At 68.5% G+C, this 26,986-nt stretch carries 27 protein-coding genes; 12 read left to right on the top strand and 15 right to left on the bottom strand.

Going from position 1 to position 26,986, the window contains the following annotated elements; genetic code table 11:
- Nucleotides 1–63: 63 nt before the first annotated feature.
- Both OZ671_RS27925 and OZ671_RS27920 read left to right on the top strand, forming a co-directional pair.
- A complete protein-coding gene (locus OZ671_RS27925) occupies nucleotides 64–1,341 on the top strand; it encodes a DUF445 domain-containing protein (RefSeq protein WP_268863757.1) in 1,278 nt (425 codons plus the stop codon).
- A gap of 104 nt (nucleotides 1,342–1,445) precedes the next feature.
- Nucleotides 1,446–1,868 (top strand): phasin family protein, encoded by a 423-nt coding sequence (locus OZ671_RS27920; protein ID WP_268863750.1) that lies wholly within the window; start codon nucleotides 1,446–1,448, stop codon nucleotides 1,866–1,868.
- A 92-nt stretch (nucleotides 1,869–1,960) separates the two neighbouring features.
- Here OZ671_RS27920 and OZ671_RS27915 read toward each other — a convergent pair whose 3' ends face one another.
- Complete coding sequence (locus tag OZ671_RS27915; protein ID WP_268863749.1) at nucleotides 1,961–2,737, bottom strand: esterase/lipase family protein; 777 nt, start codon at nucleotides 2,735–2,737, stop codon at nucleotides 1,961–1,963.
- Between the two features lie 356 nt (nucleotides 2,738–3,093).
- The gene (locus OZ671_RS27910) at nucleotides 3,094–5,064 is read right to left on the bottom strand and encodes a WS/DGAT/MGAT family O-acyltransferase (RefSeq protein ID WP_268863748.1); all 1,971 of its coding nucleotides are present in this window, start codon (nucleotides 5,062–5,064) and stop codon (nucleotides 3,094–3,096) included.
- A 246-nt stretch (nucleotides 5,065–5,310) separates the two neighbouring features.
- Here OZ671_RS27910 and OZ671_RS27905 point away from each other — a divergent pair, with 246 nt between their 5' ends.
- The 3 genes from OZ671_RS27905 (at nucleotide 5,311) to phaZ (ending at nucleotide 8,778) form a co-directional block, all read left to right on the top strand.
- Nucleotides 5,311–5,901 carry a hypothetical protein gene (locus OZ671_RS27905; RefSeq protein WP_268863747.1) on the top strand — a complete coding sequence of 197 codons (591 nt, stop codon included), beginning with the start codon at nucleotides 5,311–5,313 and terminating at the stop codon, nucleotides 5,899–5,901.
- A gap of 47 nt (nucleotides 5,902–5,948) precedes the next feature.
- Entirely contained in the window at nucleotides 5,949–7,799 is a 1,851-nt protein-coding gene (locus tag OZ671_RS27900) for an alpha/beta fold hydrolase (RefSeq protein ID WP_268863746.1), read from the top strand.
- 145 nt (nucleotides 7,800–7,944) lie between these two features.
- A complete protein-coding gene (gene phaZ, locus OZ671_RS27895; protein WP_268863745.1) occupies nucleotides 7,945–8,778 on the top strand; it encodes a poly(3-hydroxyalkanoate) depolymerase in 834 nt (277 codons plus the stop codon).
- A 6-nt stretch (nucleotides 8,779–8,784) separates the two neighbouring features.
- On the opposite strand, the gene OZ671_RS27890 is transcribed toward phaZ, so the two are convergent.
- The 3 genes from OZ671_RS27890 to OZ671_RS27880 all read right to left on the bottom strand — a co-directional run bounded on the left by OZ671_RS27890 (nucleotide 8,785) and on the right by OZ671_RS27880 (nucleotide 11,281).
- Nucleotides 8,785–9,081: a methyl-accepting chemotaxis protein gene (locus tag OZ671_RS27890; RefSeq protein WP_328286405.1), complete on the bottom strand. Its 297-nt coding sequence runs from the start codon at nucleotides 9,079–9,081 to the stop codon at nucleotides 8,785–8,787.
- A gap of 182 nt (nucleotides 9,082–9,263) precedes the next feature.
- Complete coding sequence (locus OZ671_RS27885; protein ID WP_268863744.1) at nucleotides 9,264–10,553, bottom strand: hypothetical protein; 1,290 nt, start codon at nucleotides 10,551–10,553, stop codon at nucleotides 9,264–9,266.
- A 128-nt stretch (nucleotides 10,554–10,681) separates the two neighbouring features.
- Nucleotides 10,682–11,281 (bottom strand): DUF1134 domain-containing protein, encoded by a 600-nt coding sequence (locus OZ671_RS27880; RefSeq protein WP_268863743.1) that lies wholly within the window; start codon nucleotides 11,279–11,281, stop codon nucleotides 10,682–10,684.
- A 186-nt stretch (nucleotides 11,282–11,467) separates the two neighbouring features.
- Between OZ671_RS27880 and OZ671_RS27875 the strand changes: the two genes are divergently transcribed.
- Both OZ671_RS27875 and map read left to right on the top strand, forming a co-directional pair.
- On the top strand, nucleotides 11,468–11,983 hold the full coding sequence (locus OZ671_RS27875; RefSeq protein WP_268863742.1) for a YHS domain-containing (seleno)protein: 516 nt from the start codon (nucleotides 11,468–11,470) through the stop codon (nucleotides 11,981–11,983).
- Between the two features lie 113 nt (nucleotides 11,984–12,096).
- Complete coding sequence (gene map, locus OZ671_RS27870) at nucleotides 12,097–12,846, top strand: type I methionyl aminopeptidase (RefSeq protein WP_268863741.1); 750 nt, start codon at nucleotides 12,097–12,099, stop codon at nucleotides 12,844–12,846.
- A 5-nt stretch (nucleotides 12,847–12,851) separates the two neighbouring features.
- Here the strand turns inward: map and OZ671_RS27865 are convergent, their stop codons facing one another.
- The 9 genes from OZ671_RS27865 to OZ671_RS27825 all read right to left on the bottom strand — a co-directional run bounded on the left by OZ671_RS27865 (nucleotide 12,852) and on the right by OZ671_RS27825 (nucleotide 21,206).
- Nucleotides 12,852–13,232 (bottom strand): VOC family protein, encoded by a 381-nt coding sequence (locus tag OZ671_RS27865; RefSeq protein ID WP_268863740.1) that lies wholly within the window; start codon nucleotides 13,230–13,232, stop codon nucleotides 12,852–12,854.
- 58 nt (nucleotides 13,233–13,290) lie between these two features.
- The gene (locus OZ671_RS27860) at nucleotides 13,291–14,262 is read right to left on the bottom strand and encodes a D-2-hydroxyacid dehydrogenase (protein WP_268863739.1); all 972 of its coding nucleotides are present in this window, start codon (nucleotides 14,260–14,262) and stop codon (nucleotides 13,291–13,293) included.
- A gap of 143 nt (nucleotides 14,263–14,405) precedes the next feature.
- Entirely contained in the window at nucleotides 14,406–15,398 is a 993-nt protein-coding gene (locus OZ671_RS27855) for an NAD(P)H-dependent flavin oxidoreductase (protein WP_268863738.1), read from the bottom strand.
- Nucleotides 15,399–15,585: 187 nt separating this feature from the next.
- Nucleotides 15,586–16,965, bottom strand: coding sequence for a sigma-54-dependent transcriptional regulator FlbD (gene flbD, locus OZ671_RS27850; RefSeq protein WP_268863737.1), 1,380 nt, complete (start codon nucleotides 16,963–16,965; stop codon nucleotides 15,586–15,588).
- A 13-nt stretch (nucleotides 16,966–16,978) separates the two neighbouring features.
- Complete coding sequence (gene fliN, locus OZ671_RS27845) at nucleotides 16,979–17,347, bottom strand: flagellar motor switch protein FliN (protein ID WP_038307772.1); 369 nt, start codon at nucleotides 17,345–17,347, stop codon at nucleotides 16,979–16,981.
- A complete protein-coding gene (locus OZ671_RS27840) occupies nucleotides 17,344–17,985 on the bottom strand; it encodes a FliH/SctL family protein (RefSeq protein ID WP_268863736.1) in 642 nt (213 codons plus the stop codon). The genes fliN and OZ671_RS27840 overlap by 4 nt, the downstream gene beginning before the upstream one ends.
- Before the next feature lie 4 nt (nucleotides 17,986–17,989).
- Nucleotides 17,990–19,072, bottom strand: a complete 1,083-nt coding sequence (gene fliG, locus OZ671_RS27835; protein ID WP_038307774.1) for a flagellar motor switch protein FliG — start codon at nucleotides 19,070–19,072, stop codon at nucleotides 17,990–17,992.
- Nucleotides 19,069–20,724: a flagellar basal-body MS-ring/collar protein FliF gene (fliF, locus tag OZ671_RS27830; protein ID WP_268863735.1), complete on the bottom strand. Its 1,656-nt coding sequence runs from the start codon at nucleotides 20,722–20,724 to the stop codon at nucleotides 19,069–19,071. Before fliF ends, fliG begins: the two co-directional genes overlap by 4 nt.
- 104 nt (nucleotides 20,725–20,828) lie before the next feature.
- Nucleotides 20,829–21,206, bottom strand: coding sequence for a hypothetical protein (locus OZ671_RS27825; protein WP_268863734.1), 378 nt, complete (start codon nucleotides 21,204–21,206; stop codon nucleotides 20,829–20,831).
- Between the two features lie 244 nt (nucleotides 21,207–21,450).
- Between OZ671_RS27825 and flhA the strand changes: the two genes are divergently transcribed.
- The 3 genes from flhA (at nucleotide 21,451) to OZ671_RS27810 (ending at nucleotide 24,584) form a co-directional block, all read left to right on the top strand.
- Nucleotides 21,451–23,580 (top strand): flagellar biosynthesis protein FlhA, encoded by a 2,130-nt coding sequence (gene flhA / locus OZ671_RS27820; protein ID WP_038307776.1) that lies wholly within the window; start codon nucleotides 21,451–21,453, stop codon nucleotides 23,578–23,580.
- A 108-nt stretch (nucleotides 23,581–23,688) separates the two neighbouring features.
- Entirely contained in the window at nucleotides 23,689–23,988 is a 300-nt protein-coding gene (locus OZ671_RS27815) for a TfoX/Sxy family protein (protein WP_268863756.1), read from the top strand.
- A gap of 62 nt (nucleotides 23,989–24,050) precedes the next feature.
- A complete protein-coding gene (locus tag OZ671_RS27810; RefSeq protein ID WP_268863733.1) occupies nucleotides 24,051–24,584 on the top strand; it encodes a hypothetical protein in 534 nt (177 codons plus the stop codon).
- A 23-nt stretch (nucleotides 24,585–24,607) separates the two neighbouring features.
- On the opposite strand, the gene OZ671_RS27805 is transcribed toward OZ671_RS27810, so the two are convergent.
- Nucleotides 24,608–25,660, bottom strand: coding sequence for an esterase (locus tag OZ671_RS27805; RefSeq protein ID WP_268863732.1), 1,053 nt, complete (start codon nucleotides 25,658–25,660; stop codon nucleotides 24,608–24,610).
- Between the two features lie 214 nt (nucleotides 25,661–25,874).
- Here OZ671_RS27805 and OZ671_RS27800 point away from each other — a divergent pair, with 214 nt between their 5' ends.
- Both OZ671_RS27800 and OZ671_RS27795 read left to right on the top strand, forming a co-directional pair.
- Nucleotides 25,875–26,561 carry a hypothetical protein gene (locus OZ671_RS27800; protein WP_268863731.1) on the top strand — a complete coding sequence of 229 codons (687 nt, stop codon included), beginning with the start codon at nucleotides 25,875–25,877 and terminating at the stop codon, nucleotides 26,559–26,561.
- Between the two features lie 84 nt (nucleotides 26,562–26,645).
- Nucleotides 26,646–26,986 (top strand): hypothetical protein (locus OZ671_RS27795; protein WP_268863730.1); only part of this gene is annotated, 341 nt, incomplete at its 3' end.

Raw genomic sequence — 26,986 nt, 5'->3', positions numbered from 1 at the left:
ACCAGCCGGAGGTAGTGCATGGCTCTCCCGGACACCGCGCCGTCAGGCGCTCCTGCCCGACGCATGATGGCCGGTGCGGACATCACCGAGCGCGACCGGGAAAAGCTCGGCGCGCTGAGGCGGGTCAAGATCGTGGCCACCAGCCTGCTCGCCGGCAGCGTCTCGCTCATGGTGGTCGCCAAGCTCCTGGAGCATCGCCACCCCGCCTGGGGGTTTGTCGCCGCCTTCGCGGAAGCGGCCACCATCGGCGGCCTCGCCGACTGGTATGCGATCGTCGCCCTGTTCAAGCATCCGCTCGGCCTGCCCATTCCGCACACGGCGATCATCCAGAGGAACCAGAGCCGCATCGCCGACAGTCTCGGCGAATTCGTCGAGGTCAATTTCCTGGCGCCGGGGCCGGTGGAGGCGAAGCTGCGCGAGGTCGACTTCGCCCGGCTGATCGCCGACTGGCTCGCCGATCCCGCCAAAAGCGGCAATCTCTCGCGCTTCGGGCTCAAGCTGCTGCCGCAGGCGATCGCCGGCATGGACCAGTCGGGTATCAAGGAGTTCATCTCGGCGCGCATGATGGAGCAGCTGAACGCGCTGAAGATCGCTCCCCTCGCCGCCCAGATCCTGACCTCGATCACCGACGACGGCCGGCATCAGCGGCTGCTCGACGAACTGCTCACGGCGCTGAAGGGGCTGCTCGCCGACGAGCCGACGCTGGAGAGCATCCGCGAGAAGATCCGCCAGGAGCTGCCCTCGCTGTTCAACCTGTTCAAGGCCGACGCCTATCTCCTGCGCAAGATCATCAAGTCCACCCTGTCCTTCCTCGACGATGTCGGCGCCGACCCGAACCATGCGCTGCGCGGCGAGTTCGACCGCTTCGTCCAGGGCTTCATCGTCAACCTGCGGGAGAGCCCGGACTATGCCGCCAAGGCCGAGAAGCTGAAGCAGGACCTTCTCACCCGCAAGGAACTGCGCGGCCTGGCCCAGGACCTGTGGAAGAGCCTCACCACGTTCCTGGAAAAGGACCTTGCCGGCCCGCAGTCGATGGTCGAGGCCGCCCTCGGCAACTTCCTCACCGATCTCGGCCGCAAGCTGATGAACGACCCGCGCATGGGCGCGGAAATCAACCAGGGGTTCGTGGTGGCGCTGACCACCTTCGTCGAGGCGCAGAAGAGCGGCGTCTCCCGTTTCATCGCCGAGCAGGTGAAATCCTGGGACATGCAGCAGCTGATCCGGCTGATCGAGATCAATATCGGCCGCGACCTGCAATATATCCGGCTGAACGGCACCCTGATCGGCGGCCTCGCCGGCCTGCTCCTTCACACGATGGAGGTGCTCTTGAAGATCGCTTGAAACCGCCGGCGCGGGCCCTTAGGCTTTTTGTCCGTGAAGCATCGACAGGGCGTCCATGCCTCTGAAACGTTGCTGAATGGGACCGGCCAATCGGGAGAAGCGACATGACCCAGACGCAGCAGTCGATCCTGGAGATGTTCACCAAGCTCGGTCAGGATCTGAAGATCCCGTCCGTCGACATGGAAAAGATCATTGCCCATCACCGCAAGAACCTCGAGGCCCTGAGCGCCAGCGGCAAGGCAGCCGCCGAGGGCGCCGCGGCCTTCGCGGCCAAGCAGCGCGAAATCGTCGAGGCGGCGATCAGGGACATCCAGTCCGCGGCGCAGAACTTCAAGTTGCCGGGCAGCCCGCAGGAGGCCATGGCCGCCCAGTCGGAATTCGCCAAGAGATCGATCGACGCCGCGATCCAGAACACCAAGGATCTCGCAGAGCTCGTGCAGAAGTCCAATCAGGACGCCATGCGGATCATTCAGGACCGCATGAAGGAGAGCTTCGAGGAGATCAAATCGAGCTTCACCAAGAAATAGCGCCGCGCGCTGCGAGCCGAGTGAAAAGGGCGGGAGCAGCCGAGCGGCCCCGCCCTTTTTTCTGATCCGTCCGCCGTCCCCCGCGCATCCGCTCAGTGCGGCCGCGCCGGATCGGGATAGAAGACCTGGCGCCAGCCGCTGCGGTCGAACGGCGTGAACGTTCCTTCCGGCTGCGCGAGGCGATCGGCAACCGCATAGACGGCCGCGGGATTGTGGCCTAGCCCGCAATGGCTGCCGGGCACTTCGATATTCTCGGTGATCGGGCCTTCGACCTCGACGCAGCACTGCCAGGCGCAGATGCCGTCGGTGCGGCTGTAGATGGCTGTCGTCGGCACCGGCGGCGGCGCGGCAATGGCGCCGCCCATGTGGTTGTCGCGATCGTCGACCTTGTGGCCGGAGGTGAATTCGTAAAGCCGCCAGGCATTGGTGGCGCGAGGCGAGCCGGCGAACGGACTGCCGAGCGTGATCACCGAACGCACGCTGTCGGGCAATGCCTTGGCAAGCTGGCGGGCATAGATGCCGCCGAGGCTCCAGCCGACCAGGCTGACCTTGCGGCCATATTCGTCGTTGAGCTGCTTCACCCGGTCGAGCATGCGGCGCTCGAACCCCGGCAGCAGGCCGTAGTTGCGGCCGAGCTCCCAGCCATGGGCGGCATAGCCCTGGCCGGCGAGGAAGGTGCGCAGCGGACCGGTGGAACGGTCCGACGTGATCAGGCCCGGCAGCACCAGGACCGGGTGGCCGTCGCCGCGCGGCGCGGAGGCGATCAGCGGATAGGCCGCGACGAAGGCGGCCAGTTCCGGCAGTGCGCGCCCCTCCAGGAGCAGCAGGGCTGTCGACGGCGGTGCGAGATGGGGGGATGCTGATGCCATGCCGCTTCCTCTCTTTCGCGGGGGCGGCATTCGCGCGAAGCCCGCTTCTTGATCCGAGTCGAGGATGACTGGACCATCCAAGAAGATCATTCCGTAGCCGTCTCGGCAAGCCGGCCTTCCGCTGCGGCCGCCGACCACAGGACTGACGGTATCGCCCCTTGGTACATAGGAAGCGCGGACGGACAGCGAAAGAGCACACGCTCTTCGCCGCCGGTCGCCTTGATACGCGCGGCGTTGTCAGGGTGAGCTCCCGACGGGTCTTGCGACCCGGTCGGGATCTACTCAACCGATGTGACTGACCTTCCGCCTCAGGTCAGGACGCCGTGAACCTCTCGGCCCTCGGCGCCTGGCAGCGGTCACTTGGGGGCGGCGGCAGCGGCCTTCGCGGGAGCCTTGGCCTTGGCCGGAGCCTTCGGCTTGGCAGCGGCCTTCGCCGGAGCCTTGGCCTTGGCAGCAGCCGGGGCCTTCGCGGCGGCGGCTTTCGCAGGAGCCTTGGCCTTGGCGGCAGCCGGAGCCTTCGCGGCGGCGGCCTTCGCCGGAGCCTTGGCCTTCGCAGGGGCCTTGGCCTTGGCGGCAGCCGGAGCCTTCGCGGCAGCGGCCTTCGCCGGAGCCTTGGCCTTCGCAGGGGCCTTGGCCTTGGCAGCGGCCGGAGCCTTCGCGGCAGCGGCTTTCGCAGGAGCCTTGGCCTTGGCAGCAGCCGGGGCCTTCGCGGCGGCGGCCTTTGCCGGAGCCTTCGCGGCAGCGGCTTTCGCCGGAGCCTTGGCCTTTGCCTCAGTCTTGGGTTTTGCCTCCTTGGCAGCACCCGCCTTCGCAGTCTTCGCCGTAGTCTTCGCCATTGCCGTCTCCTTGGGCTCTGTAGCGACCACGGCCGCAGCTTGAGGCGCGGTTTGTGAACCGAACCTTTTCGCCACGGCCGCCTTCAGTTCGTCCAGGGCGTCACCGAGATAGTCGGCGAGCCTGACGATATCCGGAACCGCGCGTCGGTCGGCGGTCAGGCCGAAATCGAGCTTGTCCAGATAGCTCTGCACTGTGAGGTTGAGACCGATACCGTGCACCGGGATCGACACGGGATAGAGAGCCAGCACCTTGGCGCCGGCGCAGTAGAGCGGGAACGGTGGTCCCTGCGTGTTGGAGATGACGACGTTCGCGCCCATCGGGATGACATCGGCGAGACCCGACTTCGCGAACAGCTGCATCAGCTGCGGCAACAGCACGGGCGCGCCGAGCATGGTGAAGTCTTTCGGCGCGGCGTCCTTGGCCGCGCCCGCGATCGTCTTCGAGGTCGTCGCGGTCCGCTGGATCGCGAGCAGCCGCTCGAGCGGATCGGCGACGTCGGTCGCCAGCGAGCAGCTCATGCCGAAGACCTGATTGTTGATCTCGGTATTGCCGGCCTCGCGCAGCGAGATCGGCACGAAGGCGACGAGCGGCGTCTTCGGCAGCGCCTTGCGATCGATCAGATAGCGCCTGAGCGCGCCCGCGCAGATCGCCATGACCACGTCGTTGATCTTGGCGCCGGTGGCCTTGCCGATCGTCTTGGCATCGGTCAGCGACAGCGAGCGCGCCGCATAGGAGCGCTGGCCGGTGATCGTCACGTTGAGCGGGGTCTTCGGCGGCAGCAGGTTCGGCAGGGCCGGCGCGCCGCCGGCCTCCTTCTCGTCCTTGGGGCGGCCGCCCGGCATCAGCATGCCGGCGACCGTCGTGAGCATCTGCGCGCCCGCGGCGAGCACCGTGAAGTGCTGCCTCACGGCATTGGCCACCAGCGTGTTCAGATTTGCGAGCGCGCGCTCGGCGGGCGCGGGTTTCGGTTTCTTCGGGCTCGGCGCGGGCGCCGGCTCGACCTCGCGCGGGGTCGGCGTCACGTCGTAGAGCGCCTTGGTGATGACCATGCCGGCACCGCCGTCGACGGCCGCATGATGCACCTTCGAATAGAGCGCGACGCGTCCGTCGGCGAAGCCCTCGATGACAGTGAACTGCCACAGCGGGCGCGACCGGTCGAGCACCACCGAATGCAGGTCGCCGACCATCGCCTCGAGCTGCGCGAAGCTGCCCGGCTTCGGCAGCTGGGTGTGCTTGATGTGATAGTCGAGATCGACGTCGCCGGCGTCGACCCAGCCGGGATGATCGAGGTCGAGCACCGTCCGCGCGAGCTTCTTGGAGAAGATCGGAACGAGGTGCACGCGGCTTGCGAAGAAGGTGCGGAAGTGGTCGTAGAACGAGCCCTTCAGACCTTCCGGTTTTTCGTAGACGGTGAGCCCCGCTACGTGCATCGGCGTCTCGGGCGTTTCCATGTAGAGGAACGTCGCGTCGATGCCACTGAGCTGCTTCATCGTCGTTTCCCCTGTGCCGTTTTTCTCCTGCGCCGTGGCGGAGAGCCCGGCGCGGGGCTCGCTCTCACCATTGAACGCCGAGACGGCAACGGAACGCAAGTGCATCCTCTCGAAAGTCAAACTGCTGATTTCTCGTGATTCTCGCAAGCCTTGTGCTTGAGCGGCGAAGTTGCCGGCCCTTGAACGCAACGGCAATGCCGCTCTAAGCTGGTCTCAACGACAAGAATGCGAGGGGAGAAAAGCGACGTGGATCGCGCGGCGGAAAAGCCTTGTCTCGACCTCGTTCGCGACCTCGCAAACGATCGACGCCGCGCGCTGAACGACGCTGATGGCCGCCGGAAATTCACACCTGATTTCAATAGATTGGATGCATTCGAAAGATGCCGCGCGCGGTTCTGCGGAGAACATCGCGGAGCGCCTGCGCATGATCTCGGCTATCCTGAGTCAAGCCTCGCGAAAGACGTTCGAGACCGTCTCGATCGGGCGTGCGAGGACGGCGCGCGCGGACGCCTCGCGCTCATCGTTTTTTTCTTCGGCGAGGATCGTGCGCGTGACTGCGCGCAGCGTTCGACATCGACCTTCGCGCGACGGACGCGCGACGTCGATGTCGATGTCGAAGACGACCGGCGCGCACGGCGCGCCATCGTGACGACGACGATGCGCAGCGTGTCGCGCGCGACGCGGCGCGCGACCATTGCGCAGCACCATGAGAAGCGGCGCGCGCGCCGCGCGCACGACACCGATCCACATCGCGATGACGTGCGCCGCGCACGTCGCGCGACCGACCATTCGGGGCTCCGCCGGACGACGCGCGCGATGCACGACGCGGCGTGTTGAGCCCGAGCATTTTTCTGCGCATGCCGACCTCACGAGGGAGTACCAGCATGGCCCGCACTCCGGCCTCGAAATCCACCACCGGATCGACGACCAAGTCGACGAGCAGGACAGCGAAGAGCGCTGCGCCGAAGGCCGCCGCGCGCGCCGCCGCGGGCAAGGCGAAACCCGAGGCGCAGGCATCGCCGGGAGCGGGCACTGACACCGCGCCGACGATCCGGCCGCTCGCCGAGCAGATCGCCGAGGAGGCCTCGCAGAACACGCTCGCGCTCAACCCGCTCGTCGGCGTGCGCACCGAGGATCTGTTCGACGCCGCCCGTACCGTCGTCGGCGCGCTCGCCGCGCAGCCGCAGATCCTCGCCGAGCAGTGGATGGGCTTCCTCGGCGAGCTCGGCAAGATCGTCACCGGCCGCTCGGAGGTCGCGCCCGATCCGAAGGACAAGCGCTTCGCCGATCCCTCATGGACCGGCAACCCGTTGCACCGCAGCCTGATGCAGTCCTACCTCGCCTGGTCCAACACCATCACCGCGGCGGTCGCGAAGACCGACCTGCCGGACAAGGAGGCGGCGCGCGCGCGGCTCGTCACCTCGATCTTCGTCGACGCGATGGCCCCGTCCAACACGCTGATCGGCAATCCGCAGGCGCTGAAGCAGGTCATCGACAGCAAGGGCAAGAGCCTCGTCGAGGGCATGAAGAACTACATCACCGATCTCGCCCGCAATGGCGGCCTGCCGAGCCAGGTCGACATGTCGAAGTTCAAGGTCGGCGAAAACCTCGCCAACACGCCGGGCACGGTGGTGTTCAAGAACGAGGTGCTGGAGCTGATCCTCTACACGCCCACCACCGAGACCGTGGTGGCGCGGCCGCTGCTCATCGTGCCGCCCCAGATCAACAAATATTACGCGGTCGACCTCGCGCCCAACAAGAGCATGATCCGCTTCCTGCTCGCCAACGGCATCCAGCCGTTCTGCATCTCCTGGCGCAACCCGACCGTGCGCGAGCGCGACTGGGGTCTCGACACCTACATCCAGGCGCTCGACGAGGCCGTCGACGCGGCGCGCGAGATCACCGGCCAGGACAAGATCAACATCATGGGTTCCTGCTCCGGCGGCATCACCACCTCGACCTATGCCGGCTGGCTCGCCGGGCGGAAGCAGGACAAGCTCAACGCCATCATCCTGGCCGTCTGCGTGCTCGACACCGAGGCCGGAACCGACACCGATTTCGCCGCGCTGGTGACGCCGGAATCCGTCCTCGCCGCCAAGCAGCTCTCGGCGGCGCGTGGCATTCTCGACGGCAACGACCTCGCCAAGATGTTCGCCTGGATGCGGCCGAACGACCTCGTCTGGAACTACTGGGTCAACAACTACCTGATGGGCAACCAGCCGCCGGCTTTCGACATCCTGTTCTGGAATGCCGACACGACCCGACTGCCGGCGCGCCTGCACGGCGACTTCCTCGACCTGATCTTCACCAATCCCTTCGTCAATCCCGGCAAGATGTCGATCAGCGGCACGCCGATCGACATGCGCAAGGTGAAGGCCGACACCTATGTGATCGGCGGCACCACCGATCACATCACGCCCTGGAAGGCGGTCTATCAGACCGCCCGCATCTATGGACCAGACACCACCTATGTCCTGTCCAATTCCGGCCATCTGCAGAGCCTGTTGAACCCGCCCGGCAATCCCAAGGCGTGGTTCGTCGCCGGCCCGGCCAAATCGGCCGATGCCGATGCCTGGACGGCGACCGGCACGAAGCACGAGGGCTCGTGGTGGACCCACTGGGTCGACTGGCTGAAGGCCCGCGGCAACGGCGAGACCGCCGCGCCGAAACAGCCGGGCAGCAAGAAGCACCGGGCGATCGGACCAGCACCCGGCACCTATGTGTTCGAGCCGTGAGCGCCCGCGACCGCATGACCCCGCCGGACGGCCGATGCGCCGCCCGGCTGCCGGACATGGCGGGTCCTCGGAATGCGCGCTAGCCTCGACGCCGCCTGCGCCGCGCATGATTCCTTCCACCGGCGCGCAAGACAGGGAGCATGCCTTGACGAGAGCCCAGGCGGCGGCAGCCGAACCGTCCTCTTTCGAGATCCGCATGGTCGATGTCGGCGGCCAGTTGCTGCGCGTCGGGCTCAAGCAGGGCGACAAGCGCAAGCCCGCCCTTCTGATGTTCAACGGCATCGGCGCCAATCTGGAGCTGGCCGCGCCCTTCTTCGAGGCGCTCGGTGACCGCGAGGCGCTGATCTTCGACATTCCCGGCATCGGCGGCTCGCCCGCACCGCTGCTGCCCTATCGCCCCTCGACGCTGGCCGCCCTCGCCCACGACCTGATCGTCCAGCTCGGCTACGAGCGCGTCGACGTCTCCGGCGTCTCCTGGGGCGGCGGGCTCGCCCAGCAATTCGCCTTCCAGTTCCCCAAGGCCTGCCGCAAGCTCGTCCTGGTCGCGACCTCGGCCGGCATGATCATGGTGCCGGGCGCGCCGAACGTGCTGATGAAGATGGCAAGCCCCAAGCGCTATCTCGACCGGGACTATATGCGTTCGATCGCGGCCGAGATCTATGGCGGTGCCTTCCGCCGGAACCCGCATCTGATCGAGCGCCATGCGGCCGGCATGCGCGGCTCGACCCAGTACGGCTATGCGCTGCAGCTGCTCGGCATGCTCGGCTGGACCAGCGTTCCCTGGCTCTGGATGCTGCAGCAGCCGACGCTGATCCTGTCGGGCACCGACGATCCGCTGATCCCGGTCGTCAATGCGAAGCTGCTGGCCACCCTCATTCCCAATGCGCGGCTGGAGCTCGTCGACGACGGCCATCTCTTCGTGGTGACCGACCCGGAACGGACGGCGCGCATGGTCGAGGCCTTCCTGGACGAAGCCTGACCGCCGTCAGGCGGTCCCGGCCTTCAGCTCCTCGCCGACCATCGCCACCACTTTGACGAAGCTGCGCGCGGCATCGATCATGGCTGCGATGGCGTTGAGCGTCGCCGAGGTCTCCTCGGGCTCCGCGCGCAACGCATCGATCTCGCCCGCCATGCGCTGGACCGCAGCCGCCTGGTAATGCGCGAGGCCCGCCGCCGCCGTCGCCATGCGCGCGAAGCCCCGTCCCGTCTCGCCGGCCTCGGTGAGCTCCATCGCCGCGCTGAGGGCCAGCAGATTGAATTGCGTGGCGATGCTGATGATCATGCGAAAGGTTCCGGGATCGGGTGCCTGGCGGCTCGGTGAATCCGGGTGGAGGGTGTCTGTCTTTCGCGCGAACTGGCACGCGGCGGCGGCCCGGTGCGAACGGAAGCGACGCGACACTAGAGGTTGTGACGGACCAAGGATAGGCCCCACCGCGCCCGCGCCGGGGCGGGACGCCGCGGCGCCTATTCCGCGGTCTGCGCCGCTTCGCCGGCGCGCGCACCGGCTTCCGCCTGCACGGCCAGGATCCGGTCGGCAAGGCTGAGCTCGCCCGCCTTGCCGGCTTTCGCGCCGGCCGGCCTGGCCGCGGCATAGGCGGCCAGCATCTGCTCGATCTTCGAATTCGGTCCCTCGAGCAGCCGGGCGACACGCGCCACCTCGGCAGCGACCTCGCTGACCCGGTCGCGCAGCATGGCGGTCTCCCGCCCGTCGCGCGCCTTGGCGGCCTCGATGTCGCGCTTCAGAGCGGCAAGCTCGCGCTGGATGCGTTCGCGATCCTCGCGCGCCTGGGCGAGCGATCCCTCGAGCAGCCCCTTTTCCGCCCTCAGCGTCTCGGCCGTCTCGCGAAGGCCCTTGGCCGTCTCGGTGCTGCGCATCGCCTGTGCCGCCATCTTGGTCTTGAGCGCCTCGTGCTCCGCCTCGGCGCGCGCCCGCGCCTTCTCGGCTTCGTCACGCGCCTCCTGTTCCCGCCGGGCTCGGTCCTGCTCGGACGCGACCTGAGCCTTCAGTGTCTCGATCTCCGCCTCGCGCGCCGCGCGCTGCGCCGCCTCGGTCTTCAGCCTGGCCTCCGCCGCCTTGATCGCATCGCCGAGATCGCCGGCCCGCCGCCGCTCGTCGGTGAGCAGGTTCGAGGTCTCGGCGAAGGACTGGCGATGGCCCGAGAGATCCGCCTCGGCTTCCGCCAGGCGTTTCTCGAGCTGAGCGACCTGGCCGCGGAGGTTTTCCGTCTGGGTCCGCAGCGCGACGATCTCGACGCGCTGGCTGTCGCCTTCCGCGACTTTTTCGGCCAGTTCCTTGTCGAGCGCCGCGAGCTCGGCCTCCTTCTCTGCAAGGAGCTCCGCCGAGACGGTCAGCGCCTGCGCCTTCTCCGCATCGGCGGCCCGCGCCGCCTCCAGCGCAGCGCCGAGGCTCGCCTTGTCCGCCTCGAGCGCGGCGATCGTCTCGCCGCGCGCCGTCAGCGTCGCGTTGAGATCGCGGATCGTCTCGGTCTTGCGCGCGAGGTCCGCGGTCTGCCCGTTCAGCCGCTCGCGCAGCGTCTCGGCGCTCATTTCCAGCCGGCGCGCCGCGACCGCGAACTCGGCCCGGAGCTGATCCTTGTCCGCCTTGATCTCCGCCATCGACAGCGGCACCGCATTCTCGACACGCCGGGTAGTCAGCCGTACGGCGCGCCGCCAGACGGCCCCGAGGAGGCCGAGCGCCAGGAGCGCGGCCACCAGGAAGCCGAGGGCGAAGATCATGGCGGCCTCGATCGTCACGACCGCATCACTCCGGTTCGCGTGTCAGGGTCGGGCTCCCCTTCTGCCATGGCAAAACGGCCGCGGAAAGGTCCGCGGCCGCCGAATGATCGGCCTCCGGGCGGCGCCGGAGGCGTTCGACAATGCGGTCAGAACGGGTTCCAGGTCGCGGACGGCGTGAATTTGAGATAGCCGCCGCTGACCCCGAGCCGCGCGCCGACGCCGGTTCGGATCGGCACCACCATCATGTTGTCGGCGGCCAGCGCCGTCATGCCGAGGCCGCCGACCAGATAGGCCGAGCCATCGATGCCGCCGAAACGACGATAGAGGTCCTCGGGGCTGCGGACCCGATAGCCGAGCATCATGGTGCGCGCGCCATCGCCGCCGAAATCGAAGCCGAGCGAGGGCCCCTGCCAGAACACTTTCGCGTCGGCGCCGCTCTTGGTGTAGAGCATGCCCTCGCCGTAGCGCAGGCCGGCAAAGAAGGCGCCGCCGCCCTCCTGGCCGAGAATATAGGCGCTCGGGTGGCCCCATTGCTGGGTGGCGCGCTCGACGAGATTGGCGAGCCCGCGGGCGGCACCACCGAAGAAGCGGTGGCCGGCGGCGATCACCTCGTTGCCCGAATAGGTCTGCGGCGTTTCCGACTGAAAGGAACGCTGCGCGAAAGCCTGGCGATCGAGCCCGACCAGCGCGGATGCGCTGAGGCCGGCCAGGATCGTCCGCCGATCGAACTTTTCAAGTTTGCGCATGAGTCATCCTCGCGGCATCTGGCGCCCGTGGCTGCGGGCGCTCCCTTGCGGAAAAAAATGGTAGGGGATGAAGGTAACGATTTGGTCACCAGGTCATAATTTCGATGTTCTCGGTAACCAAACGCACACCCTGAATTGCCAAGCTCGGCCAGCGATTCGTGAGTTTCTGCAGATTTGAGGACGAAAATGTCGGTGATGAGGCAGTTCGTGCGCCCGCTGGCCTGGACCCTGGCCGTGACCGGCCTCTACGCAGGCTTCGCGGTGATCATCGCCATGGCCGACGGCCAGTCGTCGAGCCGCGCGGCCACCACCGAACGGATCGTCACCGACCGGATGACCGGGCTTGCGCTCTACGGCATCGACCCGGTCGCCTATTTCACCGACGGCGCGCCGCGCGAGGGCCTGCGCGACTATGAACTGCCCTGGCACGGCGCTACCTGGCGCTTCCTGAACGAGGGCAACCGCGCCGCCTTCATGCGCGATCCCTCGGTCTACGAGCCGCGCTTCGGCGGCTACGACCCCGTCGCCGTCGGCGAAGGCAATCCGGCGAGCGGCCATCCCTCGGTCTGGAGCATCCACGAGGACCGCCTCTACGTGTTCCATTCCGAGCGCAACCGCCAGCGCTTCGCCGCCGATCCGGACGGCGCGATCGCCAGGGCCGACGGCCAGTGGCCGGCCGTGCTCGCAACGCTCGTGCCCTGACGGCCAAGGCCGGCCGCGACACCCCGCGAGGCCGCCCCCCGGGGCCGGCCTTGCGCTCGTTGCGCCGTCTTCTGCTATAGCAGCGCCTCCAGGACACACGGGAGCGCGCAGCCATGACCATTTCCAGCGACGAGGACCTGATCGGGTTGCAGGCCATCGGACGTATCGTCGCGCGCGTGCTGGAAGCCATGGGCAAGGCGATCGAGCCGGGCATGACCACCGCGGAGCTGGACCAGCTCGGCCGCGCCCTGCTGGATCAGGCCGGCGCCCGCCCGGCGCCGGAAATGGCCTACGGCTTTCCGGGCGCGACCTGCATCAGCGTCAATGAGGAGATCGCCCACGGCATTCCCGGACCGCGCGTGATCCGGGCCGGCGACCTCGTCAATATCGACGTGTCGGCGGAAAAGGACGGCCTGTTCGCCGATACCGGCGCCTCCTTCCCGGTTCCACCGGTCACGCCGAAGATCCAGAAACTGTGCCGCGACGGCCGTCGGGCCATGTGGGCCGGCATCGGCGAGGTGTCGAGCGGCCAGCCGCTGGCCGGCATCGGCGAAGCGGTCGGCACCTTTGCCCGGCGCCACGGCTATACGCTGGTGCGCAACCTCGCGAGCCATGGCGTCGGCCATTCCCTGCACGAGGAGCCGACGGAGATCGCCACCTGGCCGGACCGGTCCGAGCGCCGGCGGATCGGCGAGGGCCAGGTCTTCACGGTCGAGCCGTTCCTGTCGCTCGGCGCCGAATGGGCGGAGGACGGCGACGACGACTGGACGCTTTACGCGACGCCGCTCGCACCCACCGTGCAGTATGAGCACACGGTGGTGGCGACGCGCCGCGGTGCCGTCGTGGTGACCCTGCCCGGCTGACCGCCCTATTCCGGCGCGTGGCAGACGGCTTCGATATTGTAGCCGTCGGGATCCAGCACGAAGGCGCCGTAATAGGCCGGATGATAGTGCTCGCGGAGACCCGGCGCGCCGTTGTCGGCGCCGCCGGCAGCCAGCGCCGCCTGGTGGAAGGCATCGACCTGCGAGCGGGACGCGGCCCTGAAGGCGACGTGGACGCGCCCGCCGGCCGCCCCTCCGACGCTGACCCAGAAGAACGGATGGTCGCTGCCGAAGCCGGTCACCTCGCGGCCGGGGTCGTCGAACTCCATCATCGGCTTGATGCCGAGCGGCGCGAGCGCCGCCTCGTAGAAGGCGCGCGACCGGCGATAGTCGCTGGTCGAAATGCCCAGGTGGTCCAGACCGCTCATCGTGGCCTCCCGAAACGCCGGCGCCGCGGCGGCGCCGGATGCGGGCCCCATTGTCGGACTAGATCACCTGATTGGCCAGCGTGGCCTCGCCGCGGCCGAGGCGCGCGAGGTTCTCGATGAGCAGGTCGACGACGCGGTCCTCATAGGCCGCCGTCTCGCCGCCGACATGCGGCGTGATCAGCACGTTCTCGAAGCCCCAGAGCGGCGACGCTTCCGCCAGCGGCTCCTCGGCGGTCACGTCGAGGCCGGCGCCGGCAATGCGCCCCGCGCCGAGCGCCGCGATCAGCGCCTCCTCGTCCACCACCTTGCCGCGCGCGCAATTGACCAGCAGCGCCGAGGGCTTCATGCGTGCCAGCATGCCGGCATCGATGAGATGGATGGTTTCCGGCGTCAGCGGGCAGGTGAGCGCCACGATGTCGGCCGTGGCGATCGCCTCGGCGAGGCGATCGGGCGGGATCAGCTGATCGACATTGTCGATCCGCGCCGAGAGATCGCGCTTCACCCCGGTGACCTTCATGTCGAAGGCGCGGGCGAAGCGGGCGAGCCTCAGGCCGATGCCGCCGAGGCCGACGATGAGCATCGACTTGCCGGCGAGCTCGTCCTCGCGCGCCGCCGGATCGCCGATCATCGGCCGCCAGAAGCGCTTCGTCTGGTTGTCCCGGCTCGTGTGGATCTTGCGGGTGAGGGCAAGGATGAGGCCCATCGCATGCTCGGCCACCGCATTGGCATTGACGCCCTGGGCGCTGGCCAGGCGGATGTTGCGCGCCCTCAGATCGGCGAGATTGTACTGGTCGAGGCCGGCGCTGATGGACTGGATGAAGCGCAGCCTGGTCGCCCGCTCGACCGGCGCGTTGCGCCACATGCCCGAAACGACGATGACGTCGGCTTCGCCGATGCGCGCTGCGAACTCCTCGGCGCTGCGCACCTCGAAGGACCTGAGGCCGGTGCCGCGCCGGGCAAAGGCCTCGCCCATGCGGTAGGCGGCATGGGCAAAGCAGATGGTGAGGTCGGCGGGAGCTGGAAAGGACATGGCGGCTCGGGCTTCTCTGGCTCGGGTGGACCATGCCGTGGCCGGCGGGCGGGACAGCCCGCACGGCCGCGACGATGAGGCCAAGGACTTGCCGCGATCAGCCCCGCCCCGTCAAATCCTCCGGCCGCATGCCGCCCCTGCCCTCAGCCGGCGGCGCGCAGCGGCCAGCGCGAGGCGGCGGCGAGCGCCGCCTGCGCCTCGCCATATTCGCGCTTCAGCCGGGCGACCAGCTCGCCGGCCGGCTGGACCGCCTGGATGGCGCCGATGCCCTGCCCCGAGCCCCAGATGTCGCGCCAGGCCTTGCTCTTCGACGAGCCGCCCGAACCGAAGCCCATCTGCGAGGGATCGCCGTTCGGCAGGTTGTCCGGATCGAGGCCGGCATTGACGATGGAGGCGCGCAGATAGTTGCCGTGCACGCCGGTGAACAGGCTCGAATAGATGATGTCGGCCGCCTTGCTCTCGACGATCGCCTGCTTGTAGGCCTCGGTGGCATTGGCCTCCTGCGTCGCGATGAAGGCAGAACCGATATAGGCGAGATCCGCCCCCATGGCCTGCGCGGCGAGCACCGCCCGGCCGGTGGCGATAGCGCCCGACAGCGCCAGCGGGCCGTCGAAGAACTGGCGGATCTCCTGGATCAGCGCGATCGGCGAGGTCGTGCCGGCATGGCCGCCGGCGCCGGCGGCGACCGCGATCAGGCCGTCCGCGCCCTTTTCCAGCGCCTTGCGCGCATGGGTGATGTTGATGACGTCGTGCAGCGTGATGCCGCCATAGGAATGGATCGCCTCGTTCAGCTCGGGCCGCGCGCCCAGCGAGGTGATGACGATGGGCACCTTGTATTTGACGCAGAGATCGAGGTCGTGGCCGAGACGGTCGTTCGACTTGTGCACGATCTGGTTGACCGCGAACGGCGCCGACGGCGCATGCGGGTTGGCTTCGTCGTAGGCGCCGAGCTCGTCGATGATCCGCTTCAGCCAGTCCTCCAGCACCGGGCCCGGCCGGGCGTTGAGCGCCGGGAACGAGCCGACGATGCCGGCCTTGCACTGGGCGATGACGAGGTCCGGATTGGAGACGATGAACAGCGGCGAGCCGATGACCGGAAGCTGCAGGCGGCCGGCGAGCGAAACGGGAAGCGTCATGGGTTTCGAGCGATCCAGGGCTGTTGGACGTGTATAGGCACGATCATGAAAGCCCATCGCGCGCCGATGCGGAAGTCCCCCAAGCGGCCGGTTCGCATTTTCCCGCAAGACCAGGCCGGGGCAGCCCCGCCGGCCGGGCGGAACGGCCGGCATCGACCGGGCGGGGCCGCCGCCCGTCCCGGCCGGATCAGCCGTAGCGCACGTCGTAGCGGGCCTCGCCCTGCGGCGGCGGCGTGATGGCGTGGCCTTCGTCGGCATATTGATTGAGCTTGTTGCGCAGGGTGCGGATCGAAATGCCGAGAATGTTGGCGGCATGGGTCCGGTTGCCGAGCGTATGGCCGAGCGTGTCGAGGATCAGGTCGCGCTCGACATCGGCGACCGTGCGGCCGACGAGCCCGCGCGTGATCGCCTCGGCGACATCGGCGGCATGGGCCGCGACCGCGTCCGGGCCGCGCCGCTCGTCGAGCCGCGTGCCGTCGGGCGTGCGGATGGCATCGACGCCGATCTCGGTGCCCGACGACAGGAGCACGGCGCGGTGGATCGTGTTCTCCAGCTCGCGGACATTGCCCGGCCAGCGTGCCGTCGTCAGCTGCCGCCGGGCATCGGGCGACAGGCCGCGCGGCGGCATGCCGTTCGCCTCGGCATATTTGCGGGCGAAATGGCCGGCCAGCTCCAGGATGTCGGCCGGCCGCTCGCGCAGCGGCGGCAGCTTCAGATTGACCACGTTGAGCCGGTAGAGCAGGTCCTCGCGGAACGTCCCCTTGCGCACCTCATCGGCGAGGTTGCGGTTGGAGGTGGCGAGAATGCGGATGTCGACCGGCACCGGCCTGACGCCGCCGACCCGGTCGATCACGCGCTCCTGGATGGCGCGCAGCAGCTTCGACTGGAGGCGGATGTCCATCTCCGAGATTTCGTCGAGCAGCAGCGTGCCGCCGTTCGCCTCCTCGAACTTGCCGACCCGGCGGGCGACCGCGCCGGTGAAGGCGCCCTTCTCATGGCCGAACAGCTCGCTTTCCAGGAGATTGTCCGGGATCGCGGCGCAGTTCACCGCGACGAACGGCGCCTTGGCGCGGTTCGACTTCGCATGGACGTGGCGGGCGAGCACCTCCTTGCCGGTGCCGCTCTCGCCGGTGATCAGGATGGAGGCGTCGGAGCCGGCCACCTGATTGGCAAGCTGCACCACGCGCGCCATGACCTCGTCGCGATAGATCAACTGCCGGCTGTCGCTGGCGACGGCCGCGAGAACCGCGGCGATCAATTCCGGGTCCGGCGGCAGCGGGATGTATTCCTTGGCCCCCGCGTGGATCGCCGCCACCGCAGCCCGGGCGTCGTTGGAGGTGCCGCAGGCGACCACCGGCACCGCGATCATCTCGTCGCCGAGCGCCTTGACGAGCGCCCGCACGTCGATCGCCACATCGACCATCAGGAGATCCGCCCCCTTGGCGCGCATCACCCGCATGGCGGTGTCGATGTCTTCGGCGTTGGTGACGGCCGCGCCCTTGTCGACCGCCATCTTGGTGGCGATCGAGAGCTGGCCCTTCAGCGTTCCGACGATGAGGAGGCGCATGGTTCGGTTCCCTTCAGCGTTCGGCCTTGATGATCTCGGTCATGGTCACGCCGAGCTTGTCCTCGACGAGCACCACCTCGCCGCGCGCGACCAGGCGATCGTTGACATAGATGTCGATCGCCTCGCCGACCTTGCGGTCGAGCTCCAGCACGGTGCCGGGGCCGAGCTTCAGGAGCTCGCCGACATCCATGCGGGAACGGCCGAGCACGGCGGAGACGTGAACGGGCACGTCGAACACCGCTTCCAGATCGGCCGCGCCCTTGGCATTGCCGGCGTCCAGCGGCTCATGCGCCGGCGCGCCGGCTTCGCCCGGCACCAGATCGACGTCGGCATCGCCTTCGAGGTCCGGCAGCGGCATGCCGTTTTCGGGAGTGTCGGTCATGGCGTGTCCTCAAGGGCTGCGGGCGCGGCGACGCCGAGATAGCGCTGCACCGCCTCGGTGATTTCGCTGGTGGTCTGGGCGCGGTCGAGCACCATGCCGCCGTGCGACCATTCGATGCGGCAGTCGCCGGGCGCGATCGTCGGCTCGGCCAGAATGACGAGCCGCCCGTCGAAGCCGCGCTCGGTGGCCAGCCGGCCGAGCTCGGTGCGGGCATCGTCCAGCAGATCGTCGTGCACGCGCACCACCAGATGCGGCACGCTGCGCAGATTGGCGAAGCAGTCGGCGACGAGGGTACGGATCTCGGCGAGCGGCTCGCGCGCGATGAGGGTCGAGGCGAGCTTGCTCGCCACCGCGACCGCAATGTCGATCGCTTCCTGCTCGAGCCGCCCCTCGAGGCCCTTCAGGGCCTCGGCGGCGACGCTCAGCCGGTCGCCGATGGCGGTGAGCGCCAGCGCGCGCTGGCGCTCGAGGCTCGCCATGGCCTGCGCCTCGCCGGTGATGAGGCCGGCGGCATGGCTCTCCTGGCGCGCCAGCGCGACCAGCGCCTGATGCTCGGCGAGCGTCACGCGCGGCTCGGCCTGCTGTTTGGCTTCCGCCGCGAATTCGGTGTCGAACAGGAATTTGACCGGTTTCGCCATCGCCCTAGAACACCAGCTCGTCGTCGGCGCGGTTCTTGGTGATCATGATCTCGCCCTTGGCGGCGAGATCCTTGGCGAGATTGACCAGCGTCGCCTGGGCCTCGTCGACGTCCTTCAGGCGCATCGGCCCGAGCGCCTGCATGTCGTCCTGCAGCATCTTCGCCGCGCGCGTCGACATCTGCTTCAGGAAGAACTCGCGCATGGTCTGGGTCGCGCCCTTCAGCGCCACGGCCAGCTTGTCCTTCTCGATCTGGCGGACCAGCGTCTGCGCCGAGCCGGAATCGAGCTTGGCGAGGTCATCGAAGGTGAACATCAGATTCTTGATGCGCTCGGCCGATTCCCGGTTCTGCTCCTCGAGCGCGGTCAGGAAGCGCGTCTCGGTCTGCCGGTCGAACGAGTTGAAGATCTCGGCCATGGCTTCGTGGCTGTCGCGGCGGCTCGTCTGCGACAGGTTCGACATGAACTCGGTGCGCAGCGTCTGCTCGATCCGCTCCAGCACGTCCTTCTGGATCGCCTCCATCTTGAGCATGCGGCCGACCACGTCGAGCGCGAACTCCTCCGGCAGGATCGCGAGCACCCGCCCGGCATGTTCCGGCTTGATCTTGGACAGCACGACGGCGACCGTCTGCGGGTACTCGTTCTTCAGGTAGTTGGCGAGCACCTGTTCCTGCACGTTGGAGAGCTTCTCCCACATGTTGCGCCCGGCAGGTCCGCGGATCTCCTCCATCAGGAGCGAGACCCGTTCGGGCGGCATGAACTGCGACAGCAGGCGCTCGGTGGCGTCGTAGTTGCCGGTCAGGCCGCCGGCCGACGAGAGTCGGCCGACAAATTCCAGGAGCAGGCCCTCGACCGCGTCCGACCCGACCGGACCGAGCTGCGACATGGCGATCGACAGCAGGCGGATCTCGTCGTCGTCGAGCATCTTCCAGATGCGCGAGGACACCTTGTCGCCGAGCGAGAGCATCAGAACGCCGGCGCGCTGCGGGCCGCTGAGCGCGCGCGCCGCTTCCGTCGAGGCGCGCCCGCCGGCGGAGAGAGCCGCCAGGGCCGAGGCGAATTCGGCTTCGCGTGCCGCAGCCGTGGTCATTTCGCCTCCGCTTCGGTCAGCCACTGACGGATGATCGACACCGTTTCGTGGGGATTCTTCTCGACCAGCTCGCCGACCTTGGCGAGCGAGGCCGCATGCACTTCGCCCTGGATCTGCGCCATCTCGATCATCCGCATGGTCGGGTTGTCGGAGGGCGCCAGCGGCGGCGCCACCACCGGCAGGTTGGCCGGCGCCGCCATGGGTTCGACCAGCGGCGGCGGCGCCGGCAGCGGCGCCGGCAGCTTGGCGGGCGGATCGGGCGTGACGATGCGCTTGAGCAGCGGCCGGACAACGAACAGGATGACGAGGCCGGAGACGAGCAGCAGGACCAGGAGCTCGACGCCCGAGCGGATGTCGTCGCGGCTCGGCTCGTAGACCTGCCACCACGGCCGCGGCGGCTCGAGGGAGGACAGCGCCGGCGCCTCGGCGAAGCGCAGGTTGACGATCTCGACCTGATCGCCGCGGCGCTGGTCGAAGCCGATGGCCGAGCGGACGAGCGCCCCGATCCGTTCGAGTTCCTCGGTGCTGCGCGGCTGGTAGTTGACATTGCCCTGGCCGTCGCGGGCATAGAGGCCGTCGACCAGCACGGCGACGGAGACGCGGCGGATGCGGCCGCCCTCGACCACCTCGGTGCGCTGCGTGCGGGCGATCTCGTAATTGACGATCTCTTCCGACTTGCGGCTGGCCTCGCGGTTGTTGGCGTTGTTGTTGCCGGTATTGTTCGCGCCCGGCAGCTCGTTGCCGACCGAGACCTGGCCGTCGCGATTGCCTTCGGCCGAGCTCGACTGTTCCTCGCGCGTCTGGGTGGAGCGCACCACGCGCCGCTCCGGGTCGAAATCGTCGGAGGTCTGGGTGATGCGGTTGAAATCCATGTCGGTGGAGACCTGGACGCGCGCCCGTCCGGGGCCGACGACCGAGGCGATGATGCTCTCGACCTGCTCGCGCAGGCGCTGTTCGTGGGCAATGCGCCGCTCGTCGGCCGAGGTGCCGCCGACGCCGGTGGGATCGCCGGCACCGTCGGCGAGCAGCCGCCCGCCTTCGTCGACGATGGAGATGCGCTGCGGCGACAGGCCGCGCACCGCCGAGGCGACGAGATGGCGGACCGCACGGATCTGCGCCGGCTCCAGGCCGCCGCGCACGCGCAGCACGATGGATGCCGAGGGCTCGACCCGCTCGCGCGAGAACAGCGGCCGCTCGGGCATCACCAGGTGCACGCGCGCCGACTGGATGCGCTCGATCCCGCGAATGGTGCGGGCCAGCTCGCCTTCCAGCGCGCGCAGATGGTTGATGTTCTGGACGAAGGAGGTCGACGACAGGGCATCGCCCTTGTCGAACAGCTCGTAGCCGACGCCGCCGCCGCGCGGCAGGCCGCCTTCGGCGAGCTGCATGCGGACGCGGGCGACCTGCTCCTGCGGCACCAGGATCTGTCCGCCGTCGTTGCGGATCTGGAAGCGCACCTGCCGGCGCTCCAGCTCTTTGACCACCTGCGCGGAATCCTCCAGCGACAGGTCGGAAAACAGGAGAGCCATGTTCGGCTGGCTCATCCGGAAGATGATGTAGATGAAGAAGCCGACCAGGCCGAGCGCCACCGCGCCCATGGCCGCAATACGTGTCGGGCCGATGTTCCTCGCGAACTCCAGGATACCGTTCAAATGCGTCTGGCCCCTTGCATGCCGAAGCGGCAGCCGCCGCGTCGGTGGGCAAGAATTGCCGGGTGGCTGGTTACCAGGGAGTTAACGGTTGTACCGCGTCCGCCTCAGCGCAGCGATTTCAGCACCACGCCGATGCCGCCGGCGAGCAGGCCGAGCATCATCAGCGTGTTGAACAGGCTGGTCGGCACGAAATAGATCGTGAGGTTGGCCAGGATGCCCGCGAGGATGATGACGAGGCCGGCGAACATCAGCATGAAGCCGAAGCGCGACGAGCCGTCGAAGAACAGCATGCCGATGCCGGCCATCAGCGGCACCAGCGACAGGCCGAAAGCCGAATAGCCGCCGAGGGTCCAGGACCCGCCCGACACCGTTACCTGGGTGGTCAGCAGGTAGGCGCCGGCGACCGTCATGGCGAGGCCGACGAAGAAGGTGACGAGGCCGCCGGGCGTGCCGCCGGCGCCGGTCAGGCGGAAGTCGGGCATGGCTCGTCTCTCCTTTGCGCGCGGCCGGCGTTCCCGGCCGCCCGGCCGTCCCAAGAACTGCCATTGCGCGCAGGGAGCGGCAAGCGTCCGGCCCGGGGTGATGCATTCTTGCCGCACTGGCCCGACGATTTTCGCCGCAACCCATACGGGTACGCTTTGGCGCACAGCCCGGTAACCATCGGTTAACCATCGGCTCGGCAATTCTTGCCCAGGGCCGTTCATCGTTCGGCCCTGGGGGCATCGAATGACGGACATGACGGCAGGGGGGGCGGCGCCGGCCGCCGGCGCGGGGGGCTTGTCGCTCGGCGCCATGAGCGGCTGGCTGACGCGGCCGGATCTGTGGATGGCCGCCGGCGTGCTCGGCATCCTGGTCATCCTGATCTTCCCGTTGCCGCCGCTTCTGCTCGACGTCATGCTGGCGGTGTCGATCATCACCTCGGTGATGATCCTGATGACCGGCCTGTTCATTCACAAGCCGCTGGAATTCTCCTCCTTCCCGACGATCCTATTGATCGCGACCATGCTGCGGCTGGCGTTGAACCTCGCCTCGACCCGCCTCATCCTGTCGCACGGCCACGAGGGCACGGCGGCCGCCGGCCACGTCATCGAGGCCTTCGGCAATTTCGTGATGGGCGGCAATTTCGTCATCGGCATCATCGTCTTCGCCATCCTGGTCATCGTCAACTTCGTCGTCATCACCAAGGGCTCGGGCCGCATCGCGGAGGTCGCGGCCCGCTTCTCCCTGGACGCCATGCCCGGCAAGCAGATGGCGATCGACGCCGATCTCTCCGCCGGCCTGATCGACGAAAAGGTCGCCAAGTCCCGCCGCAAGGAACTGGAGGACGAAAGCTCGTTCTACGGCGCGATGGACGGTGCCTCGAAATTCGTCAAGGGCGACGCCATTGCCGGCCTGCTCATCACCTTCATCAACATCGTCGCCGGCCTGGTCATCGGCGTCGCCCAGCAGGGCATGCCGTTCGGCGAGGCGGCGCGCACCTATACGATCCTCACCGTCGGCGACGGCCTCGTCTCGCAGATCCCGGCGCTGATCATCTCGACCGCCGCCGGCCTTCTCGTCTCGAAGGCCGGCGTCACCGGCTCCGCCGACCAGGCGATGATCCGCCAGCTCACCGGCTACCCGAAGGCGCTCGGCCTCGCCGCCGGCGTCATGGGCCTGATGGCCTTCCTGCCGGGCATTCCCTTCATTCCCTTCTTCGGCCTCGCCAGCCTTGCCGGCTACACCGCCTATGCGGTGTCCAAGGCCGCCGGCCGCAGGGCCGCGGAAGCCGAGATGAAGGCGGCGAGCGAAGAGGCCGCCGCGAGCGCGCCGCCGGCCGAGGAGCCGATGGCCAACATCCTCAAGATCGACGACCTGAAGATCGAGCTCGGCTACGGCCTGCTGCCGCTGGTCCAGTCCGAGGGCGGCACGGACCGGCTGACCGACCAGATCAAGGCGCTGCGCCGGCAGCTCGCGACCGATATGGGTTTCGTCATGCCCTCGGTGCGCATCCTCGACAATGTCCAGCTGCAGCCGAACCAGTACATCATCCGCGTCAAGGAGGTGGAGGCGGGCCAGGGCTATGTCTGGCCGGCGCAGTACATGGTGATGGACCCGATGGGCGGACAGGTGGACCTGCCCGGCGTGCATACGTCGGAGCCGACCTTCGGCCTGCCCGCCACCTGGGTCGACGCCAACCTGAAGGAGGAGGCGAGCGTGCGCGGCTACACCGTGGTCGATGCCGCGACCGTCCTGTCGACCCACCTCACCGAGATCCTCAAGGCCAATACCTCGGACCTCCTGAGCTATGCCGAGGTGCAGAAGCTGGTCAAGGAAATGGCCAGGGACGAGGCCGATCTCGTCAAGGACCTGGTGCCGGCCCAGATCACCATGTCCGGCATCCAGCGCGTGCTGCAGGTTCTGCTCGCCGAGCGCGTCTCGATCCGCGACCTGCCGACCATCCTCGAAGGCATTGCCGAGGCGGTCGCCTTCACCCGCTCGCCGCCGCAGATCGCCGAGCATGTGCGCGCCCGCCTGTCGCGGCAGCTCTGCGCCCAATATGCCGGTCCCGACGGGGTGCTCGCCCTCATTGCGCTGTCGCCGCGCTGGGAACAGGCCTTCGCCGAATCGATCATCGGCCAGGGCGACGACCGCCAGCTCGCCATGCAGCCGTCCAAGCTCTCCGAATTCATCACCGCCGTACGCGACGCCTTCGAGGACGCCGCGCGCATGGGCGAGGCGCCGGTGCTGCTGACGAGCCCCGGCATCCGCACCTTCGTGCGCTCGATCGTTGAGCGGTTCCGCTCGCAGACGGCGGTGCTGAGCCAGGCCGAAGTCCACCCGCGCGTGCGCCTGAAGACCGTCGGCAGCATCTGAGCGGCCAGGCCGGAAGTGCTCGCGTCGTTCCGGCCGCAAGCCTAGGATCACCTGCAGGACAGCTTGCGGAGAACCGCCACGCCGCGCGATCCCGGCCTCGAGGAGCTGATGGCGAGCGACCTCGCCGGCGTCGATGGCCTGACCGGCAAGGCCATGTTCGGCGGCCGGGCCTGGCTCCTGCACGGCAACCTGCTGTGCGGCGCGCGCGCCGACGGCATGCTGGTGCGTCTCGGCCCCGGCCGCGACGGCTGGGCCCTGGCGCTTCCCGCCGTCGCACCGATGATCAGTCGCGGCAGGCAGATGAACGGCTGGCTGCGCGCCGGCCCCGAAGCTTATGGCGACGATGCCCTGCGCCGGCGCCTCATCGAAGCGGCGCTCGCCTTCGTGCGCTCCCTGCCGCCGAAATGATCCCGTGCCGCAGGCCGGCACGGCGGTGGCGAGCAGGCGGTTATCGCGCTAGATCTCGACGCATGGTGCAGACATCGTCCGGCCTCCGCGCGTCGAAACAGGCTCTCCCCCGGGTGCTGCCCGGTCTTGCCGGCGGCCTTCTCGCCCTGCTCGCCGTGCTGCCGGCGACCGCGGACGAACGGCTGCGCGTCGGCGACTGCTGGTATGCCGACCTCGTCGCGATCAAGACCGAATTCCGGTTGTGCATCACCGCGCCCGGCTTCATCGAAGGCCTGGTGATCCGGCGCGACGCGCTTGGCCCGGGCGTCAATGAAGGCCGGCCGGTGCAGGCCCGCTTCGCCGTCGCCCAGGACCGCCTCAGGATCCAGGCGAGCGGCATGCCGCCGGACTGGCTGGCGGCCGAGGAAGGATCTGGCCGGACCGACGGCTGCGCGATCCGGTTCTGGCGGCGTGGCGAACGGATGGGCACTTCCGACTGCAAGGTCGTCGCCATCTGGTGCCGCCATTCGCCGCGCGAGCTGCCGCCGCTCTGCCGCAACGAGGCCCCGGGCGATCCGGCACCGACGCGCCGCCACCGCTCCGGCGCGCGGCCCTGAGTCCGCGACGGCGGGCCGCCGGCCTACGGGCGCCACAGCCCCTTCTGCTGCAGCCAGGTCTGGATCAGTTGCGCCACCTCGCCGGAATTGCGGTCCATCATGATCATGTGGCTGTTGCCGCGAATGCCCTGGGCCGGCAGGTCGACGACGTCGACATGGCCGCCCGCCGCGCGCATGCGCCCGGCGAAATCCAGGCCGGTGCGCCGGATCGTCGGCCAGCGCGGATCGTCGTCGATGAAGTCGCCGTAGAGCATCAGCGTCGGCACGGTCCTCAATGCGTCGGCGCGGCCGGGATCACCGACGCTCGATGGCTCGACGGCGATCAGCGCCATCACCTTGTCGGGCCGCGCCTGGGCGACCCGGAACCCGAACTGGCCCGCCTGGCTGTGCACCAGGATCACGCAGGGACAGACCTTGTCGACCAGCGCGGTATAGGCGGCGATGGTCGGCGCATCGGTGGTCGTCCAGCGCGGCGAGAGCTGGAGCGGGAACTGGTCATAGGCTTCCACCGGGAACTGGTTGCCGGGCAGCACCTGGCGCTTCGCCGGATCGCTGTCGTAGGATCCCTGTCCCTGGCCGATGCGGAACCGCTCGAAGGGATTGCCGACCGGCAGGTGCAGGGCCGGTGCGCCCCACACTTCCGGCGGCGCCCAGCCGGAACGGCCGCGCTCCACGGCATCGGAATTGAGCACGGTCCAGCCGCGGCGCAGGAACCAGTTGAGCCAGCCCTCGCGGCCATCGGGCGTCGTCTCGTAGGTGACGCCCGAGAGGCCGCCACCGTGCCAGAGCAGCAGCGGCACCCGCCCCCGTTCGGCCTTCGGGCGGAACCACTGCACATACATCTGCTCGACCTGATAGCGGCCGTTGACGTCGACCCGCGCCGGCGGCCCGCCCGGAGTGAACACGATGTCGCGCGGCGGCTGACCGGATATTTCGGCGAGCCGGCCGCCGACATGGAACGATCCCATGGCGGTGATTTCGAGCGGCGGCTCCTCCACCGCCATGGCCGGCGCCGCCTGCAGCCCGAGGGCCACCGCGAGCGCCCTCAGGGGCGTAGCCAGCATCGGACGCAACATGGACAGTCCTCCCTCGCCGCCGGCTGTCCCGAAGCGCGTCGCACCGCGCCCAGCCGCCCGACGACTATCCCGGCAGCAGGAAAGGCACGTCAACCGGCAGCCGCCATTGCCTCCGGATCTGTCGGCACCGCGCGGCTTTCACAAAAGGACATGCCGTTTCCGATAGGATAGCGCCGGAACTGGTCCGTTCGAAACAAGGTGCCGCACCGCGTCGATGCAAACTCTCTCCGCGCTCTTCTATGTCATCACCTTCCACCCGTTCTGGGCCTGGCTGGCCATCATCGCGGTCGCCATCGCCGCCGGCCGATGGCTTGTCCGGGCGACCGGCCGCAACGCCTGGTACGCGCTGGTCCCGATATCCGTGGTCGTCGGCATGCTCAACCTGTTCACCGGCCACATGCTGAACGCGATCTTCCTGAATGCCTTCGGCACGATCGGCTCTGGCGTGATCATCCAGTCGCGGATGACGTCCTCGACGCTGAACGACCAGAACATCTGGGACTATGACGTGGTGCTGAGGACCGCCGACGGCCAGGATATCGCGGCCTCCTTCGACACCCTGTCGGCCAGCAACTATCCGGTGCGCAACGAGATCCTCATCCCGCCGCCCGGCGAGCGCTTCGTCACCAAATACATTCCCGGTTTCGAGCGGAACTTCGCCATCATGACCGACCTCTCGGCCTATGGCATTCGGCGCAACCGGGCGATCGCGCTCGAACCGCTGCGCACGGCCGAGGCGCGGCTTCGCGTCAGCCCGGCCAATCCCGCCTTCATCGAAGGCTACCGGACCGCCTTGCGTGCCTTCATCGACGAGCACGGTGCCGATGCCGATCCTGTTCTCCTGGCCGAGCTCCGCCGGAAACTGAAGGAGATCGAAACGGGCGCGACGCCAACGCGCTGAGACCGTGCCAGGGCGGCCGTGGCGGTTGACCCGGCCGTTTCGCGCGCTAGCCTTGACGACCGGGATGGATCCCATGGAGCCGCAATGAGTGTCGAGGGCATCGGCCCGGTCGCCGCCAACGCCACGGGCGATGGCGCCGCCATGCGCGCTCTGATCGAAGGCCTCGGCCTGAAGCCGGGCCAGTCGATCGAGGCGCGTGTCGCCGCCATGCTCGCCGACAACCTCGCCCGTCTGATGATCGGCGACGCAGAGCTCGACGTCAGAACCCCCCAGCCCCTGCCCGTCGGCGCCACCCTCACCATGACGGTGGAGCGGCAGGGCCAGGCGCTCCGCCTCCTGATGCAGGCCCTGCCGGCGGGAAACACCGCGCAGCCCGCCGCGGCTGCGGCCACGCCGGTGATCGCCGGTCCGGCGGGAGCCCCGGC

Origin of the sequence: Phreatobacter sp. AB_2022a (assembly GCF_026847585.1) — a bacterium.
Taxonomy (GTDB): Bacteria; Pseudomonadota; Alphaproteobacteria; order Rhizobiales; family Phreatobacteraceae; genus Phreatobacter.
This window is presented reverse-complemented; position numbering and strand designations above follow the sequence as displayed.